This is a genomic window from Nocardioides gansuensis (genome assembly GCF_003076135.1).
Taxonomy (GTDB): domain Bacteria; phylum Actinomycetota; class Actinomycetes; order Propionibacteriales; family Nocardioidaceae; genus Nocardioides; species Nocardioides gansuensis.
The window spans coordinates 51,857-70,391 of sequence record NZ_QDGZ01000008.1; the positions used below are offsets into that span (position 1 = coordinate 51,857).

Genomic DNA, 18,535 nt, shown 5'->3' on the forward strand with positions numbered 1-18,535 from the left:
TGTGCGCACGGGGCGAGGGACGTTCCTGCCACCACGGAGGAGGACGGATGGAGGGCGTGTTCGACTACGTCGTCGTCGGTGGCGGGATCGTAGGTGCCTCCACCGCGTGGCACCTCCTGCGCAAGCGGCCGGGGGCAGGCGTGCTGCTGCTCGACAAGGAGCAGGCCTTCGGGGTGCACCAGACCGGCCACAACAGCGGCGTCATCCACAGCGGCATCTACTACGAGCCGGGGAGCCTGAAGGCGGAAATGTGCCGTCGGGGCGCCCGCCTGACGGAGGAGTTCGCCGCCGCGCACGGCATCCCCACCCGGCGCACCGGGAAGCTCCTCGTCGCCACCGACGAGCGCGAGGTGGCCGGGATGCACAGGCTGCACGAGCGCGCCGGGATCAACGGCATCGAGGCCGAGCTGGTCGACGCGGCGGAGCTGGCCCGTCGGGAGCCGCACGTCCGTGGCCTCGGGGCGCTCTGGCTGCCGGGCACGGGCATCACCGACTTCCGCTTGGTCAACCAAGCGCTGGCCGGCGAGGTCGAGGGCCTCGGTGGCGTGCTGCGCACCGGCATAGAGGTCGTGGGCGTCGTGGAGGGCACCGATCAGGTCGTGCTCCGCACCGCGGCGGGCGAGGAGCTGAAGACCCGACGCGTCGTCTTCTGCGGAGGGGTGCAGGCCGACAGGCTGGCGCGGCTCGCGGGCCTCGAGGTCGACTTCCGGATCGTGCCGTTCCGCGGGGAGTACTACGACGTGGTGCCCGCGCGTGCCGATCTTGTCTCCACCCTGATCTACCCGATCCCGGACCCGTCGCTGCCCTTTCTCGGCGTGCACCTGACGCCCACCGTGGACGGGGGGCTCAACGTCGGGCCCAACGCCGTGCTGGGCCTGGCCCGCGAGGGCTACCGCAAGTTCTCCTTCCAGCGGCGGGACGCCTGGGACGTCGTCAGCTTCCCTGGCATGTACGCCGTTGCGCGCCAGCACGCCCGCACCGGTGCACGCGAGCTGCGCAACTCCCTGTGGAAGGGCGGCTACCTCAAGGCGTGCCAGAAGTACTGCCCAAGCCTGCGGGCCGAGGACCTCACCCCGCGCGAGGCCGGCATCCGGGCGCAGGCAGTGCTGCGCGACGGCTCGTTCGTGCACGACTTCCTGCTGCGCAGGACGCCGCGCACCCTCCACGTCATCAACGCGCCCTCGCCGGCGGCCACCTCGGCCCTGCCGATCGGCGAGCACCTGGCCCGCCAGGCCCTCGACCCGGCCAACGCCTGACCGGCAGAGCGGCCCTGACAGACTGTCCGGACGCCCGATACGAAGGACTGACGCACCATGACGCACCGCATCGCTCTCGTCGGCTGTGGCTCGATGGGCCTCAACCACGCGCGCGTGATCGCGACCAGCCCGCGCACCAGCCTCTCCGTCATCATCGACCCCCACGAGGAGATCGGCCGCGCGGCGGCGGAGATGTACGGCGCCGCGTGGGCGCCCGAGCTCGACGGACTCGGCGACGTGGACGCCGCAGTGATCGCCGCGCCCACCGAGTACCACCACGGTCTCGCGCGCGAGGTGATCCGGGTCGGGCTGCCCCTGCTTGTGGAGAAACCGATCTGTCCGTCGGTGGAGGAGACCCGCGAGATCATCGCCGCCTCCGAGGATGCCGGCACGCCCCTCATGTGCGGCCTGCTCGAGCGGTTCAACCCGGCGGTCCGCGTGGCGCTGGGCATGGTCGAGGAGGCCCTGCACGTGCGCAGCGAGCGCCACTCGCCGTACGCCCCCCGGATCCGGACCGGCGTCGCCTGGGACCTGCTCGTGCACGACGTGGACTTGGTCGTGCAGGCCTTCGGCGGCGGTCACCCCGATGCCGTCGAGGTCGCCGTGGGCGAGTTCCACCCCTCGTCTCTGCCGGGTGCCGAGGACGTGATGGAGGCCGTGATGCGCTTCGGCAGCGGCATCGCGACCGTGTCGGCCAGCCGGATCGGCCAGCGCAAGTCCCGCACCATGGTGATCTGGGAGCTCGACAAGATGATCGAAGTCGACCTGCTGCGCCGTGGTGTCACCGTCTATCGGCACGCCTCGGTGGAGGAGACCGAGGTCGGCCACTTCGGCTTCCGGCAGCGCACCGAGATGGAGGTGCCGGAGATCATGGGCGCCGAGCCGCTGGTCAGCCAGCTGGACCACTTCGTGGACCTGATCGAGGGCACGGCGGACGTCGACCGGGAGCGCGACTCGATCCTGCCTGCGCACCAGGTGGTGGAGTCAGCCCTCGCCGCTCGCGTCGGCTGAGGCGGCGCCAGCGCCGGTGACGAAGGTCGGGGTCCCGGCCTCGTCGAGCTCGACCTGACCGACGACCCGGGCCGGCACTCCGGCGACGATCGCGCGGGCCGGCACGTCCCGGGTGACGACGGCGCCGGCCCCGATGACGGCCTCGTCGCCGATCGTGACACCCATGTTGATGATGGCGCCCGCGCCCACGAAGACGCGGTCGCCGATCACGACCGGCCGGCGCTCGATCTCGGCGAAGCGGCGCCCGCTCACGCAGCGCTTCGCCGTGGAGTGCGTGTAGATCTGCACCCCGGTGGAGATGTCGCAGCCCGAGCCGATCCTGAGTCCGCCCGACCCGTCGATCATGGTGAAGGCGCCGATCCAGGTGCCGTCGCCCACCACGGGCTCACCGACCACCCAGGCGTGCTCGTTCCACGGATTGGGCGGCAGCGACCCGCTCACGGGCTCAGTCGGCCCGGATGAGGTCGGTCATCCCCTTGACCACGTCAATCGTCGGCTCGAAGCCGAGGACCTCCTTGGCTCGCGTGACGTCCGCGGCGCGGCGGCTGACGAGCACGTCGCGCGGGTTGAAGATCGGCTCGACATCGGCGCCCACGGCGTCGATGAGGATGCGGGCCAGGTCGGCGATCGAGGTGTCGATGCCCGTGCCGATGTTGACCGGCACGTTGGCCTGGTCCGACTCCAGGGCCAGCACGACGGAGCGGGCGATGTCGTGGACGTGGATGAAGTCCATCGACTGCTCGCCCTTGCCGTCGATCACCGGCGGCTCGCCGTTGCGGATCCGGTTGACGAAGTGGTTGATGACCGACGTGTAGTAGGCCGTCGTCTTCTGGCCGGGGCCGTAGACGTTGAAGAAGCGCAGGGCCACCCAGGAGAGCCCGTTGCGCCGCTCGTAGAAGCCGAGGAGATCCTCGCCGGCGCGCTTGGCGATGCAGTAGGGCGTGAGGGGGGACAGCGTGTCGTCCTCATGCATCGGGAGCTTATCCGGGTCGCCGTAGACCGACGCCGAGGAGCAGTAGACCAGCCGGTCCACGCCGTGGTCGGCCGCGGCCGCGAACACGTTGTGGTTGCCGATCATGTTGATGTCCATCGACTCGTACGGGTCGGCCTGGCTCTTGTTGATCGACACCGCGGCCGCGTGGATGACTCTGCTGCAGCCCTTCATTGCCGAGTGCACCGCGCCGCCGTAGCGGACGTCCTGGTCGATCAGCTCGACGCCGTCGCCGAGGGCGGCGACCGCGTCGCGATCGCCGCGGAACATGTTGTCGAAGATCCGGACCTTGTAGCCCTTCTCGAGCAGCATCGGCACGACGTGCATGCCGATGAAGCCGGCGCCGCCGGTGAAGAAGACGGTCTCTTTCGAGGTCATGGGAAGGCGCTCCTGGAAGGTCGGGTGCGGGGGCCGATGGGGCGCTCGCAGGTTATCAACGGACGCTGGTGCGGTTGCCGGCGGCAGCGAGGTCAGCGAGGGTGTCGAGGTGCTTGTCGAGGACCCGCTCGAGGGCGAAGTGTTCGTCGACGACGCGGCTCGCGCTGGCGCCGATGGTGGCGCGCGCGGCCGGGTCGCCGAGGACGCGCAGGAGGCGCTCCCCGAGGCCGCGGACGTCACCGCGCGGGCACAGGTGGATGTCGCGTCCCTCGACGAGCTCGACGCCGGGGAAGTTGTCCAGGCGGCCCCAGCCGACGACTGGGACGCCGGCGGCCATCGACTCCAGCGTGGCGGTGCCGAGACCGTCGCCCTGTTCGTGGCACTCGACGTCCGCCGCCGCGAGCAGGTGCGGCACCGATGCCTTCGGGACGGCGCCCAGGCTGCGGACGGCGTGGGAGACGCCGAGCTCCTCGGCGCGAGTTAGGAAGTGGTTGTAGTAGACGCGACCGACGACCGCGAGCACCGCGTCGGGGTGCTTCTCGAGCACCGCGGGGAGGGCCTCGACGATGCCGACGCGGTCGCGGAGAGGGATGACGTGGCCGACCGAGACGATCAGCGGGCGATCCGCCTCGACACCGATGAGCTCACGACCGGTGGCGGCGTCGCCGGCGCGGATCCATACCGGGTCGACGCCGACGGGGATCGCGACGGTGTCGCGGTACGCCCCGCGGTAGCGGTCGGTGATGTAGTCCTGCATGTAGGTGTCCATGACGACCAGGCGCGGCCGGTGCCGGCGCATCATCGGCTTGACAATGAGCGCGTCGAGGCCGCGGAAGATCCGGCGGTAGTGCGCGGCAGGGTTCTCGAGGCGAGTGTGGATGCTGAGCAAGGTCGGCACGCCGCGACGGCGGGCGTAGTTGCCCGAGGCCCAGGTCAGGTCCATGAACTGGCCGTGCTGGTGGACCACGTCCGGGCCGAACTCGTCGAGGATCGTGTCGAGCCGCCGCGCCAGGCCAGGCCTCGTGGCGAAGGAGAGGTCGAAGGAGACGTTGATCCGGCTCTCCGGGAGCGTCTTCGCCGGGAACCGCACGATGCGGACACCTTCGCGGACCTCCTCGGCCGGCGCGTCGCCGTACTCCGCCGTCAGCACGAGCACCTGGTGGCCGCGGCGGGCGTAGCCGCGGGCGAGCGAGTCGCTCAGGTGCGAGCTGCCTCCCACACGGGGCGGGAAGAAGTTGTTGACGACGACGATGCGCATGACGGCTTCCTTAGTGCTGTTCGAGGGTGGGACGGTCGTGGACGGCGGGCCGTTCGGCGGGTGCCGGCTGCATTCGCCGCAGGGGTACGCGGCCGTCCGTCGCGACCGCGACGAACAAGGCCGCGAGAGCCACCAGCATGCTGAGGACCAGCGCCGCGAACGTGAGCTCGTTGGTCGCGAACGACTCCCAGGGGCCGTCGAACGCGTCGCCGGTGATGCCGGACGTGTTGCGACGCAGCAGGGTGTAGAAGCCCTCGATGTGGGCGCTGGCCAGCAGCACGAGCCCCAGGCCCACCAGGGCGACCGCGTTGCCGCTCGGGCGCGCCAGGCCCGGGGCCCGTTCGGGACCGAGGGCGGCGAGGACCGGCAGCATCACCGTGAGGGGAAGCGTGTAGCGGCCCTGCCACACCGGTCCGTTGGCGTTCCACTGCAACGCCTCGAGCGCGATGGGGGCCGAGTAGACGGCGAGGGCGAGCGCCAGCAGGGCGATCAGGGTGCGGGGTGTGAGGCGTAGCCACAGCACGGACAGGATGAGAGCCGCTCCCGTCAGGTACCGCAGGTATGCGTCGTCGGGCATGAGGGTGTCGAGCCAGCCGAAGGTGCCGACCTGCTGGCGCATCACGTCGGCACCGATGTGCTCTCGCGCCAGCTCCAGCCGCTGGAGCAGCGAGAGGTCGAATTGGGGGGTCGTCTGGGTGTCCCTGACGCCGGACAAGATGGTCCAGAGCGCTTGGGCCACCACGGCCACGACGGGCGCCCAGACCCACCTCCCGGCGTGCTGGGCCAAGCGGCGGAACGCGGGCCAGCCGAGGGCGACGACGAGCGCGGCGACCCAGATCGCCAGCCACCCCGGAGCGAGCATCCGCACGGCCACCATGAAGGACGCGGCCAGCATGGCACGCCTCGCGAGCACCCGGGACAGCCAGGGGTCGTTCACCTTGACGGCGGCCAGCGAGGTGGCCGCCATGGCGAAGGCGGCGAAAATCTCCCCGGAGTTCGGGTTGAGGACGCCACCCAGGTAGAGCGCCATTGGGGTGAGCGAGACGGCGCAGCCTGCCAGCGCCAGGCCACGCTGGCGGACCCTCATCGCGGCGCCGAGCCCCAACGCCAGGAAGAGGGCGGCGACGGAGATGGCCGCCGCGCGGTTGGCCGCCATCGACCACTCCACCGGGACCAGCGTCGACGGCCATCCCGTGACGAGGTAGTAGGTCGGGATGTTGCGGCCAGCGGGATTGAGCATCTCGCCCGGCTTCTCGCTGGGTCCGATCGGCGCGAGGCAAGACGCGGGCACGTCCATCTGGAACGCGGTACACCCCGCCGAGGCGGCGCTGTCGAGGATCCCCTGCGGGACGACGACTATCGCGTTCGAGGTCACTCCCGATCCGAACTCGTCGGACCGCTCGGGCCAGAGCTCACCGTGCCCCACGGAGTACGCCATTGTCTCGTGCGAGGGGGCGTCGGGGGAGCTCCACTGCGGCGTGGCTAGTGACCACAGGGTGAGAAGAGCGGCTCCGACGAGGAAGAGCCCGAGCGTCTCCAGCCGGACGCGTCGCCTGAGGCCGGGTGCCTCTGTGGTGGGGGCGGTCATGCACCCGCCTTTGCGACGGCGTTGACGCCGGTCACGATGCGGTGCAGGTCGGCCTCGGTCAGGCTGGGGTGCACCGGAAGCGAGATCACCTCGCGGGCCGCCTCCTCCGTCACCGGCAGGTCGACGTCCGGCGCGACGTGCGCCAGCGACGCCAGCCGGTGGTTGGGGATGGGGTAGTAGACCCCGCAGCCGACCTGGTGCTCCTTGTGCAGGGCGGTGACGATGCGGTCGCGATCGGCACCGTCCACCCGGATCGTGTACTGGTGGTAGACGTGCGTGGCGCCCTCCGCGACCGGGGGCACCACGACGCCCTCGAGGTGGGCGTCGAGGAATGCGGCGTTGGCACGGCGGGTCTCCGTCCACGCACCGACCTTGGTGAGCTGGACCCGGCCGACGGCGGCATGGATGTCGGTCATCCGCGCGTTGAAGCCGACGACCTCGTTGGCGTACTGCTTCTCCATGCCCTGGTTGCGCAGGAGGCGGACCGAGCGGGCGATCTGCTCCGTGGCGCAGGAGACCATGCCGCCCTCGCCCGAGGTCATGTTCTTGGTGGGGTAGAGGCTGAACATCGCGAAGTCGCCGAAGGTGCCGACGGGCGCCCCCTGCCAGGTGGCCAGGTGCGCTTGCGCCGCGTCCTCGAACACGCGGATCCCGGCCTCCTGGGCCACGGCGCCCAGGGCGTCCATGTCCGCGGGGTGGCCGTAGAGGTGCACGGGCATGACTGCGGCCGTGCGCTCGGTGATCGCGGCCTTGACGGCGTCGGCGGACAGGCAGAAGTGGTCCGGCTCGATGTCGGCGAAGACAGGGGTGGCGCCGGTGAGGGCCACCGAGTTGGCGGTGGCGGCGAAGGTGAACGACGGGACGATGACCTCGTCACCGGGCCCGATCCCGGCCGCGAGGAGGCCGAGGTGGAGGGCGGAGGTGCCCGAGTTGACGGCCACGCAGGTGCGGCCGGCCGTCACCGCGCTGGCGAACTCCTGCTCGAACGTGGCGACCTCGGGGCCCTGGGCGATCATGCCGGAGCGCATCACGCGGTCAACCGCCGCGCGCTCCTCCTCGCCCACGATCGGCTTGGCGGCGGGGATGAAGGTCTCGGACATGGTGGCCTTTCGTGGATCAGCTGGTGGCACGGCGCTCGTGCCATGCGTGGATCGGAGCGAGGATGAGGTCGGGGAGGCCGGCGGTGTCGGTGGATCCCGCCAGCAGCACGGCCTCGAGCTGCGCGTGGTGGTCCGGGGAGACGCCGAGCCGGTCGAGGCGGTGGGTGTTCAGGCGCGCGGGACGCGCCGGGACGCCCATGCTCACGACGTACGGCGGAAGGTCGCGCGTGACGGCCGACTGCATGCCGATCATCGACCCGGCCGGCACGGTGCGGCGCTGGTGCACAGTGGTGCCGAGCCCGAGGTTGGCCCCGTCCTCGATCGTGACGTGCCCTGCCGCGACAGCGGCCCCGGAGATGGTCACCTCGTGACCGACGGTGACGTCGTGGTTGAGGTGCACCTTGCCCATGAAGAAGCCGTCGTCGCCCACCGTGGTCGTGTGCGCCCAGCCGCCGTTGACCGCGACGAACTCCTTGAACACGTTGCGGGAGCCTATGCGGACACCTTGGCCGTCGTAGTCGTCCTCCCACGACGGCTCGAACCGGTGACCACGCACCTCGGCCGCGCCACCGATGGAGACGTGGGAGGCCAGGAAGTTGGAGTCGCCCAGGACGACGGGGCCCTGGAGCACGCAGAACGGGCCGATCACGTTGTCTTCGCCGAGCTCGACCTGCGGGCCGAGGACGGCGGTGGGGTGGATCCGGTTGCTCATGCCGACGTGCGCACCTCTGCCGCCGCGAGCACCTCACGGAGCTGCTCGGCGACGTGGTCGAGGTCGTCGTCGGTCAGGTTGGCGTGCATGGGCAGGGCGAACTGGGTGCGGAAGAGCCGCGCGGCCACGGGGCAGTCGCGGGTGGCGCCGTAGACGGGCTGGACGTGGCTGGAGTAGGTGCCGATGTTGCTGCCGACTCCGCGCTCGCGCAGGGCCATCACCACGCGGTCGCGGTCGACGCCGTCCTGTGCGGTGACGAGGTAGGACTGCCACGGGTGGGTCCGGTCGTCGAGCAACACGGGCAGGGAGATGCCTTCGACGCCGGCCAGCCGCTCGGCGTACCCCTCCGCCGCCCGCGTGCGGTTGGCGAGCAGGTCGGGCAGGCGGCGCAGCTGGACGCGCATGATCGCGGCCTGCACGTCGGACATCCGGTAGTTGTAGCCCGCGGTGTCGAACTCCGGCACGGCCAGCGCGGACTGCCCCTCGCGGGAGACGGCGGGCGCGATGCCGTAGGTGTGCAGCTTGCGTGCGCGGTCCATCAGGTCGGTGTCGTCGCCCACGAGCGCGCCGCCCTCGCCGCTGGTGATGCCCTTGCGGCCGTGGAAGCTGAACGCGGCGAGGTCGGCGAGGCTGCCGGCGGGCCGGCCCTTGTAGGTCGCGCCGGCGGAGCACGCGGCGTCCTCCAGCAGCCACAACCCGTGCTTGCGGGCCAGGGCTGCCAGCTCGTCGTAGTCTGCCGGCTGGCCGACCAGGTCGACGGCGATGATGCCGACGGTGCGCTCGGTGACCAGGGCGGCGGCGGCGTCCACGTCGATCGTGCCGATGTCGGGCCGCACGTCCGCGAAGATAGGCGTCGCTCCGGTCCAGACGACGGCGTGTCCGGTGGCGGGGAAGGTGTAGTCGGCGACGATCACCTCGTCACCCGGTCCCGCCCCCAGCACCTGGAGGGCCAGGTGGAGAGCCGATCCGCAGTTGGAGGTGGCCAGGGCGTGCGCCGTGCCGGCCGTGACCGCGAACTCCTTCTCGAACGCCACGCACGTCGGTCCGGCACCGCTCAGCCAGCCGGAGGCGAAGACCTCGCGCAGCGCCTCGATCTCCTCCTCGCCCACGGTGGGCTGGCCGAGGGCGACATTGCGGGTGGAGCTCATGGGACGACCTTCCTGACGGCCTCGGGACTGCGGGCCAACCTAGTGGGCGGGTCCTCCTCGTCCCAAAGCACGCCGAGGAGGTCCCTGGATGCCGGACGAACACTGACCCCCGCGCCAGCCGCCGCGGATCAGCGCACCGCGTGGCGCAGCAGCTCGCGCACCTGCTCGCGCGAGCCCGAGCGCAGCACTCCGGGCAGCAAGGTGAGCGCGTGGAGCCGGCTCGTGGCATGCAGCCGGGCCGCACGCCGGGCCCTGCGCCAGCCGAGCGCGTCCAGGCGCTGCTCAACCTCGTGGTGGAAGCGGTCCTCGTCGGAGAACCGATGGCCGTCGAAGCGGGCGGTGGCCGAGGCGCTGGCGTCGTGGCGCCGGTAGGCGAAGCAGGCATGGTCGTCGACGACCAGCTGCTCGCCGGAGAGCACCAGGTCGAGGATCAGCGCCAGGTCGAGGATGATCGGGAGGTCCGGGCGGAACGGCCGGTCCCGGATCACGTCGGCCCGGAAGGCCAGCGACGGCCAGTAGAGCCAGTTGCCGTGCAGCAGGCTGGTGGCGAGTGCCTCGCCGGCCACCATGCGGGGGAACGGGCCGTCCGGCGCGAGCCAGGCCTTGACCCGCTCGGTCAGCCCCCGGACCTCCTCGCCGTCGCCGCCGACCACCCGGACTCCCGGCTGGAAGAACGCCGCTGACGGGAAGCGGAGGTGCAGCTCGCGGACCCGGGCGACGTAGTCGGGCAGCAGGAGGTCGTCGCAGCCGGGGAAGGCCGCCAGCTCGTGCTCGACCAGCTGGCGGCACCGCTCGAAGTTGCCGGCGGTGCCGAGGTTGCGCTCGTTGCGCAGGTAGCGGATGCGCGGGTCGGGGTGGGCGCCGTAGCGCTCTCCTGCAGTGTGGTCGGGATAGCAGTCGTCGACGATGGTGAGCGACCAGTGCGGGTCGGTCTGGGCCAGCACACTCTCCACGGTCGCGTCCAGGAGCGCGGGCTCGCCCCAGTACGGCACGAGCAGGTGCAGGACCGGCTCGGTCACTCGTCCTCCGCTGGCGCATCGCGCTCGGCCTGCTGCTCTTTGCGCCGCTGCTCGACCTCGAGCCGGAGCACCGCGACCTCCTCGGCCAGGGTGCGGCTGCGTTCCTCGAGGCGCCCGAGGTCGGAGCTGTGCTGCAGGGTCATCAGGAAGAGCACCAGGATGCCCACGAAGAGCGCCAGGTTGAGCGGCAGCGCGATGCCGAGCAGGTCGGTGATCGCGAGCAACAGGCCCGGCACCACGGCCGCGAGGAGGGCGGTGACGGCGATGAGGAACCAGAGGAGCGCGTACTTCTCCCGGAGCCGCCGGCGACGGAGCATCTCGAAGAGCGTCACCATCACGACGAGCGCGCCGAGGACGCCGAGCACGGTCGCGCTGGTCATGAGGCGTCCACCCCTGCCCCGACCACCTGGGGCTGGTGCTCCACGCCTTCGTCGTACGTCGCGGGCCAGCGCCGCACCAGGGCGAGCCCGAGCGCGACGACCGCGCGACTCAGGTAGATCACGGCCCTCACCGGCGAGGCCGAGGCCTGGCCGGCGGCTCGCGGGCGCATGTCGACGGGCAACTGGGCCACCTTGCAGCCGCTGCGGATGGCGATGACCAGGGACTCGACGGTGTCGCCGAGGTATTCGGCGGGGTAGTGCATCGCAAAGATCATGGTGGCGCGCCGGTTGGCGACGCGGTATCCGGAGGTCACGTCCGTCAGGCGGGTGCCGGCGATCCGGGACAGGACGGCCGCCAGGAGCACCATCGCCCACCGACGGGGGCCGCGGACGCGGTAGGGGTCGCCGTCGCGGGCGAACCGGGCGCCGATCACGATGTCGGAGTGGTCGAGCGCAGCCACCATCTCGGTCAGGTATGCTGGGTCGTGCTGGCCGTCCGCGTCGATCTGGACGGTCACGCCGTAGCCATGTCGGAGCGCGTAGCGGTATCCCGCACGCATCGCGCCGCCGACGCCGAGGTTGAAGGGCAGCCGGCACACGAGTGCCCCCGCGTTCTCGGCCCGCTCGGCCGTGCGGTCCACGGAGCCGTCGTCGACCACGAGGACCTCGATTCCGGGGTTGGCAGCCGTGATCTCGCGCACGGTGGCGCCGACGGACTCCTCCTCGTTCCACGCGGGAACGATGACGAGGATCCGGGGCCCGCTGGTGGACATGGCGAGCACCCTAACAACGGGAGAGCGCTGCTCGACCCGTCGCTGCCCGGCACTAGCCTGTGCCCGATGCCACGCCAAGACCCGCCCCAGCAGCCGCCCCCGGTGCAGCGCCTGCGCATCCGCTACGCCAAGCGCGGTCGCCTGCGCTTCACGAGCCACCGCGACTTCTCGCGGGCCTTCGAGCGGGCGGTGTTCCGGGCCCGCATCCCGATGGCCTACTCCTCGGGCTTCAACCCCCATCCGCGCATCTCGTACGCCGGTGCCGCACCGACGGGCTCGGCGAGCGAGGCGGAATACCTCGAGCTCGCGCTCGCCGAGGTGCTCGACCCGGCCGAGGTCCACGCGCAGCTGGACGAGGCGCTGCCCGAGGGCCTGGACGTGCTCCAGGTGGTGGAGTCCTCCGGCGGCTCACTGGCCGACCTCCTCGAGGCCAGCCGGTGGCGGATCGACGTCCCCGTGGCCCCGGACGCGACCCGGAGAGCCGTGGCCGCGTTCCTGGCGGCGGGGGAGGTGCTGGTCGAGCGGATGACGAAGAAGGGCCTGCGCGAGTTCGACGCCCGGGGGGCTGTGGTTGCCCTCTCGGTGCAGCCGGTGGAGGGGTCATCCGACCGGTCGGCGCTCGACCTCCTCCTGCGCCACGGGGTCCCGTCCGTGCGGCCGGACGACGTGCTGTCGGCGCTGCGCCACGTCGCCGGGCTCGATGCCGGCCCGGCGCCGTTGATGACCCGGCTGGAGCAGGGGCGCCTCGTCGAGGACACCCAGGAGATCGCCGACCCGCTGTCGTAGATGGGGGCGCAGGGGGTGACGTGTGCGATACTCGCCCGTGTTCGACCCGGCCGGCGTGCCGACCGGATCGAGCCGACGACGTTCTCGCCACACCAGCCTGGTGCGGCACTTCGGACGCAGGTCGTCACCCGACCGCGACGCGGCCGGTGGGTCGGTGACAGCGGCTCACCCCAGTGCCTTGCGACCGCGGCAGGTTGGTGGCCGGCGCCCGTCGACGCATACGCGGAGGGCCTCGCCGCCACCGACAAGGCTTTGCGCCTGCGGCCACCGGTCGCGCGGCGCCGACACGGTTCCGGCACCTGCCGGGACGCGAGGAGCACCACATGCTCGACGACAACCAGCCCGACCCGACCACCATTGAGGCCGGAGCCGGCGACACCGACGCGCCTGAGGCGCCTGCGGCGCCCGCGAAGAAGACCGCGGCCAGGAAGGCGCCGGCCAAGAAGGCCGCTGCGAAGAAGGCGCCGGCCAGGAAGACCGCCGCGAAGAAGGCGGCTGCTGCTCCTGCCGAGGCCCCGGCCGTCGAGTCCGCCGAGGCCACCGCCGAGGCCACCGACACGACGACTGTGGAGGCGGCCGCACCTGCGACGGCGAAGAAGGCCGCCGCGAGGAAGCCGGCAGCCAAGCGCACCACCAAGCAGGTCGCGCCGGCCGCCACCGAGGCACCAACCGAGGCCTCCGCCGACGCGGCAGCCGACACCGCTGCCGCCCCCGCGAAGAAGACCGCTGCCAAGCGCACCGCTGCGCGGAAGACCGCCGAGCGGGCACCGGCCAGGAAGTCTGCGGCGAGCAAGTCCGCCGGCACGCCGGCCGACGCGGCCGTCGACGCCGCCGTCGAGCAGGCCGAGGCGACGGGGGCGGCCGAGGCTGCGGCCGGTGCCGCCGCTCCGCTCTTCCAGGCGCCCACGGCCACGACGACGACCACTCGCCGTACCCGCACGAGCGCCAGGAAGGCCGCTGCGGCTCCGGCCGAGACGCCTGCCGACGAGGAGGCGAAGCCGGCCGAGGAGCCCGCGGACGAGGTCGCGGTCGAGGTCGCGGTCGAGGACACCGACGCCGACGCCGACACCGCCGCCGCCGAGCCCGAGGCCGAGCCCGAGCCCGAGGCCGAGCCCGAGGCCGAGACCGAGGCCGAGACCGAATCCGAGACCGAGGGCGGCGCACCGCGCCGGCGTCGCCGCCGGGGTGGGCGTCGCCGCCGCAAGCCGGGCGAGTCTGCGCAGTCCGGTGCCGAGGACGACGCGTCCGAGGACGCTGCCGAGGGCAGCGCCGACGAGTCCGACACCGGCGACTCGACGGACTCGGGCGAGGCCGCCGGCGAGGAGCGCAACGGCGAGTCCACCTCGTCGCGTCGCCGTCGCCGTCGTCGTCGGGCCGGCGAGGACGGCGGAGACTCCGACGACGAGCCCAACACCGTCACCCGGGTCCGCAGCGCGCGCTCCGCGGAGGACCAGATCACAGCCGTCGCCGGCTCCACGCGCCTGGAGGCGAAGAAGCAGCGACGCCGCGAGGGCCGCGAGGCCGGCCGCCGGCGCGCCCCGATCGTGAGCGAGGCGGAGTTCCTGGCCCGTCGGGAGTCGGTCGACCGCGTGATGGTGATCCGCCAGCGCGAGGAGCTGACCCAGATCGCCGTCCTCGAGGACAAGGTCCTCGTCGAGCACTACGTCGCCCGCGAGTCGCAGACCTCGCTGATCGGCAACGTCTACCTCGGCCGCGTCCAGAACGTGCTGCCCTCGATGGAGGCCGCCTTCATCGACATCGGCAAGGGCCGCAACGCGGTCCTCTACGCCGGTGAGGTGAACTGGTCGGCCCTGGGCCACAAGGAGGGCCAGCCGCGCAAGATCGAGTCGGTGCTCTCCAGCGGCCAGTCGATCCTGGTGCAGGTCACCAAGGACCCCATGGGACACAAGGGCGCCCGCCTCACCAGCCAGATCAGCCTCGCCGGGCGGTTCCTGGTCTACGTGCCGGACGGCACGACCAGCGGCATCTCCCGCAAGCTGCCCGACACGGAGCGCAACCGGCTCAAGGCCCTGCTCAAGGAGATCGTCCCGGACAGCGCCGGCGTCATCGTGCGTACGGCGGCGGAGGGCGCCAGCGAGGACGAGCTGACGCGCGACGTCGAGCGGCTCAAGGCGCGCTGGGAGGACATCGAGGCGAAGGCGAAGGGCAACGCGCCGCAGCTGCTCTACGGCGAGCCCGACCTCACCCTCAAGGTCGTCCGCGACCTCTTCACCGAGGACTTCAGCAGGCTCGTGATCCAGGGCGACGACGCCTGGGACACCGTCCAGGGCTACGTCGCGCACGTTGCGCCGGACCTCCAGGACCGCCTCGAGAGGTTCGAGCCGGGGGAGAACGGCAAGGACGTCTTCGCCGTGCACCGCATCGAGGAGCAGATCCACAAGGGTCTCGACCGCAAGGTCTGGCTGCCCTCTGGTGGGTCGCTGATCATCGACCGCACCGAGGCGATGACCGTGGTCGACGTCAACACCGGCAAGTTCACCGGGTCTGGCGGCAACCTCGAGGAGACGGTCACCAAGAACAACCTGGAGGCCGCGGAGGAGATCGTCCGGCAGCTCCGGCTGCGGGACATCGGCGGCATCATCGTCATCGACTTCATCGACATGGTGCTCGAGTCCAACCGCGACCTGGTCGTGCGTCGCCTGGTCGAGTGCCTGGGTCGCGACCGCACCCGCCACCAGGTCGCCGAGGTCACCTCGCTCGGCCTCGTGCAGATGACCCGCAAGCGGATCGGCACCGGCCTCCTCGAGGCCTTCAGCAAGGACTGCGAGCACTGCCAGGGCCGTGGCGTGGTCATCCAGGACACGCCGGTCGAGCCCTCGAAGGGCGAGGACGACCGCCGCGGCCGGCGCACCCGCGGCCGCGCCAAGGGCGAGGGTGGCAACGGCCAGGGTGGGGACGGCGAGAACGGCACGTCTGCCCCGTCGCCCAGGACCGTGGCGTCCAAGGCCCGTGGTGAGGGCAAGCCGGACGAGGGCAAGGCGGACGGCGGAAGGTCCGGCAGGGGCAAGGCCGACCAGCGCACGGCTGTCGAGGCCGCGGTCGAGCCGCCCGCCGAGGCCCCGGTCTCGCCGGAGCCCGGCGTCGCGAGCATCGAGCCCGGGCCGTCGAGCGAGCCCGCCGCGGACACCGCCCCCGCGACGGAGGTTGCGCCGGTGGCGGAGCCCGTGGCCGAGCAGCCTGCGGAGCCGCCCGCTGCACCCGAGGTCTCCGAGCCGGTGGCCCAGCCGGTCGTCGAGCCGGTCGTCGAGCCCGAGCCGGTCGAGCCAGTGCGGCCGCGGGTGATCACGACCACCCGACGCCGCTCCGCCAGCCGTCCGGCCGGCCCGCCGATCACCCAGACCCAGGAGTCGCTGTCGGCCGCGCCCGTCGGAGTCGCCGGCGCTCCCGCCCCGGCCCAGGTGGAGCCCGGCACCGCCGGCCACGAGCCCGGCACCGACGGTGCCCACGCGGCGGAGCCGCACGTGGAGCACGTACCGATCAAGAAGAAGGGCGCGCGCAAGCGCTGACCCGGGCCTGCCCGCTGTGAAGCTCCACGCTCTGTGCGTGGAGCTTCACGCTTTCGGGACGTCAAACCCGTGAAGGTCGACGCCTCACGCGTGAAGCTTCACGCCTGGTCGGCGAGGAGGCTCTCGACGGCCGCGATCGACGTGGCGGTGTCGGTGTGGTGGAAGGCCTCGGGGTCGGGCTTCATCACCCCGACCTCGTGGGAGTAGATGAGGACGTCGACGAGGTCCTCGAATCCCCAGCACCGCTCGCGCTCGCGGGCGCCGGGGCCGGAGTTGGAGAGGATCCCAAGCAGGAGGCCGCGCTCGTGCAGCCCGGCGAACCAGTCGCGGAGTGGCACGTCGAGCTCACCGGCGTACCGCGGCCACATGTCCTCCATCAGCTCGTGCGCCTGCGCGTCGGTGAGTCCCAGCCCGCACCACCGCGCGGACAGGCATCAGGCAGGGCGGCGGAACCAGTCGGTGGACTCCTTCTGCCACAGCAGCCAGAGCACGAACGCCGTGACGCCCAGCCCGATGAGGCCGACCAGCCTGAGCAGGATCGGCTGCGGGTCACCGAGGCTCATCACGGCGCCGAGGATGCTGATCGTGGCGAGCACGGTGTAGACGATCCGGGCCCAGCCCGCGCCCCGCTTGATGAAGAGGGCGAGGCCGCCGTAGAGCAGCACGCCGATGGTGAGGCCGATGACGGCGCCGACCATCACGCCGGAGCGCACCGTGTCCTCGTCGAGCCCGCTCGCGCCGGCGTCGTCGAGCGTCATGCTGATGATCTCGTCGAGGTAGAGGAAGCTGAGCAGGGAGCTGAGCAGCCCGAGGCCGATGGTCACCCAGATCAGGGTGACGGCCAGCTGGATCGACCGGGGCGGCTCGCCACGGACCGCAGGCGGCTGGCCGTAGGCCGGCTGTCCGTAGGGAGACTGACCGGGCTGCGGCTGGCCGTAGTTCGGCTGGCCGTAGTTCGGCTGCCCGTGGTTCGGCTGCCCGTGGTTCGGCTGCCCGTAGTTCGGCTGCCCGTAGGGGTCCTGCCCGGGCCCCTCGTTGGTGGGCGGTGTGGTCATCTGATCCCCCTGGGATGGTCGAATAGCCGTGCGGCCGTGGGAGCGAGTATCCCGCCGATCCGTGCCAGGGTCACGGACGCGGGGGTCAGAGGACGCAGGTGTTGACCACGTCGCCGGTCGTGGGCTTGGGGTAGAAGCCGTCCTTCGGCGGCTTCACGTGGTCCCTCACCCACTGGTCGAGCGCCTGGAACGCCGACCGGGCGCACGGCAGCAGCGGCCGGAGCCGGTCGGGATACGTCGAGTAGAGGCCGTCGGTGTGCGTGCCGCCGCCGAACCGGTAGTAGCGGTGCAGGCGGGCCTGGTGGCTGTCCTCGACCAGCTCGTCGTAGATGTTGCTGTCGGTGCGCATCGGGAGGAGCGCGTCCAGGTCGCCGTGCAGTGTGATCAGCGGGCGCTGGATGTTGCCGGTGAGCTCCACGATGCGCACCGCCTCCTTCACCGAGGCCGGCCGGGACGCGTAGTCGTAGTCCGCGTCGCAGCCCGCCACGCCGCTCTGGCAGAACGGCACGCCGGCGTCCAGGGAGCCGTCGTAGTCGGGGTCGAACTCCTCCCGGTAGATCCGCTGGGTGAGGTCCCAGTAGTAGGAGTAGTGGAACGGCCAGAGGAACTCGCTGCCCTCCTCGAAGCCGGCCTCGAGCATGGCCTGTCGCGCCTCCTCCGAGCCCGTCGCGGCGTACGCCGGGTAGTGCCTGAGGGCAGTGGGCAGGTAGTGGAACATGGTCGGGCCCTCGGCGCGGAAGAGCGTGCCCTCCCAGTCGACGCCGCCGTCGTAGAGCCAGGGCCGGTTCTCCAGCTGCCAGCGCGTCAGGTAGCCGCCGTTGGAGATCCCGACCAGGTAGGTGTGCCGCGGAGCGCGGCCGTACCGCTGCTCGACCACGACCTTGGTGGCCTTCGTCAGCTCCGTCACCCGGTCGTGCCATTCGCGCACCGAGCCGCCGGGGGTGGAGCCGTCCGCGTAGAACCGGGCTCCCGTGTTGCCCTTGTCGGTGCTCGCGAACGCGTAGCCCTGCGCCAGCACCCAGTCGCCGAGGATGAAGTCGTTGGCGTACTGCGCACGGACGCCGGGAGCGCCGGTGATCACCACCTTGCCGTTCCACGCGTCGGGCAGCCGGATGACGAACTGGGAGTCGTGCCGCCACCCGTTGTTGGTGTTGCTGGTCGAGGTGTCGGGGAAGTAGCCGTCGACCTGGATGCCCGGCACGCCGGAGGGGTTGCGGGTGCCGCTGGCGTGGAGGCCCGCCCAGTCGTTGGGGTTGGTGTGCCCGCTCGCCACCGTGCCTGCGGTCGTCAGGTCCGCCAGGCACGCTGTCTTCTGCATCTCGGCCTGCGGCACGAGCAGCTCGGACATCCGGGCGCAGCCGGGCTCCGCAGGCGTGGGGGGAGCGGCGGCGACGTGCTGGGGTACGGCGATCGCGGCGAGCCCGAGGCCGACGGCTCCGGCGACGGCGGCGCCGAGCTGGCGCCGTACGGATGTGATGACGGTCATGTCCCCACCGTCGGCGGCAGCGGGATGGGCGGACAATGGGCCGGCCCTACACTTCGGAGCAGGGATG

General features: G+C 71.8%; 17 protein-coding genes. 4 read left to right on the top strand and 13 right to left on the bottom strand.

The features are described from left to right. Positions 1–47: 47 nt before the first annotated feature. Positions 48–1,256 carry an L-2-hydroxyglutarate oxidase gene (gene lhgO / locus DDE18_RS17885; RefSeq protein WP_116573644.1) on the top strand — a complete coding sequence of 403 codons (1,209 nt, stop codon included), beginning with the start codon at positions 48–50 and terminating at the stop codon, positions 1,254–1,256. A gap of 57 nt (positions 1,257–1,313) precedes the next feature. Then, on the top strand, positions 1,314–2,267 hold the full coding sequence (locus DDE18_RS17890) for a Gfo/Idh/MocA family protein (RefSeq protein WP_116573645.1): 954 nt from the start codon (positions 1,314–1,316) through the stop codon (positions 2,265–2,267). Here DDE18_RS17890 and DDE18_RS24095 read toward each other — a convergent pair. The 10 genes from DDE18_RS24095 to DDE18_RS17940 form a co-directional block, all read right to left on the bottom strand. Continuing rightward, positions 2,241–2,708 carry an acyltransferase gene (locus DDE18_RS24095; protein WP_116573646.1) on the bottom strand — a complete coding sequence of 156 codons (468 nt, stop codon included), beginning with the start codon at positions 2,706–2,708 and terminating at the stop codon, positions 2,241–2,243. The genes DDE18_RS17890 and DDE18_RS24095 overlap by 27 nt on opposite strands. A gap of 4 nt (positions 2,709–2,712) precedes the next feature. Further along, positions 2,713–3,636, bottom strand: coding sequence for an NAD-dependent epimerase/dehydratase family protein (locus DDE18_RS17900; RefSeq protein WP_116573647.1), 924 nt, complete (start codon positions 3,634–3,636; stop codon positions 2,713–2,715). 55 nt (positions 3,637–3,691) lie between these two features. Then, positions 3,692–4,894, bottom strand: coding sequence for a glycosyltransferase family 4 protein (locus DDE18_RS17905; protein WP_116573648.1), 1,203 nt, complete (start codon positions 4,892–4,894; stop codon positions 3,692–3,694). Positions 4,895–4,904: 10 nt separating this feature from the next. Next, entirely contained in the window at positions 4,905–6,482 is a 1,578-nt protein-coding gene (locus DDE18_RS17910) for a DUF2142 domain-containing protein (protein ID WP_116573649.1), read from the bottom strand. Next, positions 6,479–7,582, bottom strand: a complete 1,104-nt coding sequence (locus DDE18_RS17915; RefSeq protein ID WP_116573650.1) for a DegT/DnrJ/EryC1/StrS family aminotransferase — start codon at positions 7,580–7,582, stop codon at positions 6,479–6,481. The genes DDE18_RS17910 and DDE18_RS17915 overlap by 4 nt, the downstream gene beginning before the upstream one ends. 16 nt (positions 7,583–7,598) lie before the next feature. Further along, positions 7,599–8,294: an LbetaH domain-containing protein gene (locus tag DDE18_RS17920; RefSeq protein ID WP_116573651.1), complete on the bottom strand. Its 696-nt coding sequence runs from the start codon at positions 8,292–8,294 to the stop codon at positions 7,599–7,601. Then, positions 8,291–9,442 (bottom strand): DegT/DnrJ/EryC1/StrS family aminotransferase, encoded by a 1,152-nt coding sequence (locus DDE18_RS17925; protein WP_116573652.1) that lies wholly within the window; start codon positions 9,440–9,442, stop codon positions 8,291–8,293. Before DDE18_RS17925 ends, DDE18_RS17920 begins: the two co-directional genes overlap by 4 nt. A gap of 128 nt (positions 9,443–9,570) precedes the next feature. After that, positions 9,571–10,461, bottom strand: coding sequence for a glycosyltransferase family 2 protein (locus DDE18_RS17930; protein ID WP_211754622.1), 891 nt, complete (start codon positions 10,459–10,461; stop codon positions 9,571–9,573). After that, positions 10,458–10,841, bottom strand: a complete 384-nt coding sequence (locus DDE18_RS17935; protein ID WP_116573653.1) for a DUF2304 domain-containing protein — start codon at positions 10,839–10,841, stop codon at positions 10,458–10,460. The genes DDE18_RS17930 and DDE18_RS17935 overlap by 4 nt, the downstream gene beginning before the upstream one ends. Next, positions 10,838–11,614: a glycosyltransferase family 2 protein gene (locus DDE18_RS17940; RefSeq protein ID WP_116573654.1), complete on the bottom strand. Its 777-nt coding sequence runs from the start codon at positions 11,612–11,614 to the stop codon at positions 10,838–10,840. The genes DDE18_RS17935 and DDE18_RS17940 overlap by 4 nt, the downstream gene beginning before the upstream one ends. Positions 11,615–11,680: 66 nt before the next feature. Here DDE18_RS17940 and DDE18_RS17945 point away from each other — a divergent pair, with 66 nt between their 5' ends. Beyond that, positions 11,681–12,400, top strand: coding sequence for a TIGR03936 family radical SAM-associated protein (locus DDE18_RS17945; RefSeq protein ID WP_116573655.1), 720 nt, complete (start codon positions 11,681–11,683; stop codon positions 12,398–12,400). A gap of 323 nt (positions 12,401–12,723) precedes the next feature. Next, positions 12,724–15,927, top strand: a complete 3,204-nt coding sequence (locus DDE18_RS17950; RefSeq protein WP_211754623.1) for an Rne/Rng family ribonuclease — start codon at positions 12,724–12,726, stop codon at positions 15,925–15,927. A gap of 98 nt (positions 15,928–16,025) precedes the next feature. Here DDE18_RS17950 and DDE18_RS17955 read toward each other — a convergent pair whose 3' ends face one another. From DDE18_RS17955 to DDE18_RS17965, 3 genes are all read right to left on the bottom strand, one after another. After that, positions 16,026–16,304: an HAD family hydrolase gene (locus DDE18_RS17955; protein WP_116573656.1), complete on the bottom strand. Its 279-nt coding sequence runs from the start codon at positions 16,302–16,304 to the stop codon at positions 16,026–16,028. A 57-nt stretch (positions 16,305–16,361) separates the two neighbouring features. After that, on the bottom strand, positions 16,362–16,982 hold the full coding sequence (locus DDE18_RS17960; RefSeq protein WP_116573657.1) for a hypothetical protein: 621 nt from the start codon (positions 16,980–16,982) through the stop codon (positions 16,362–16,364). 85 nt (positions 16,983–17,067) lie between these two features. Then, positions 17,068–18,468: a tannase/feruloyl esterase family alpha/beta hydrolase gene (locus tag DDE18_RS17965; protein ID WP_116573658.1), complete on the bottom strand. Its 1,401-nt coding sequence runs from the start codon at positions 18,466–18,468 to the stop codon at positions 17,068–17,070. Positions 18,469–18,535 lie beyond the last annotated feature (67 nt).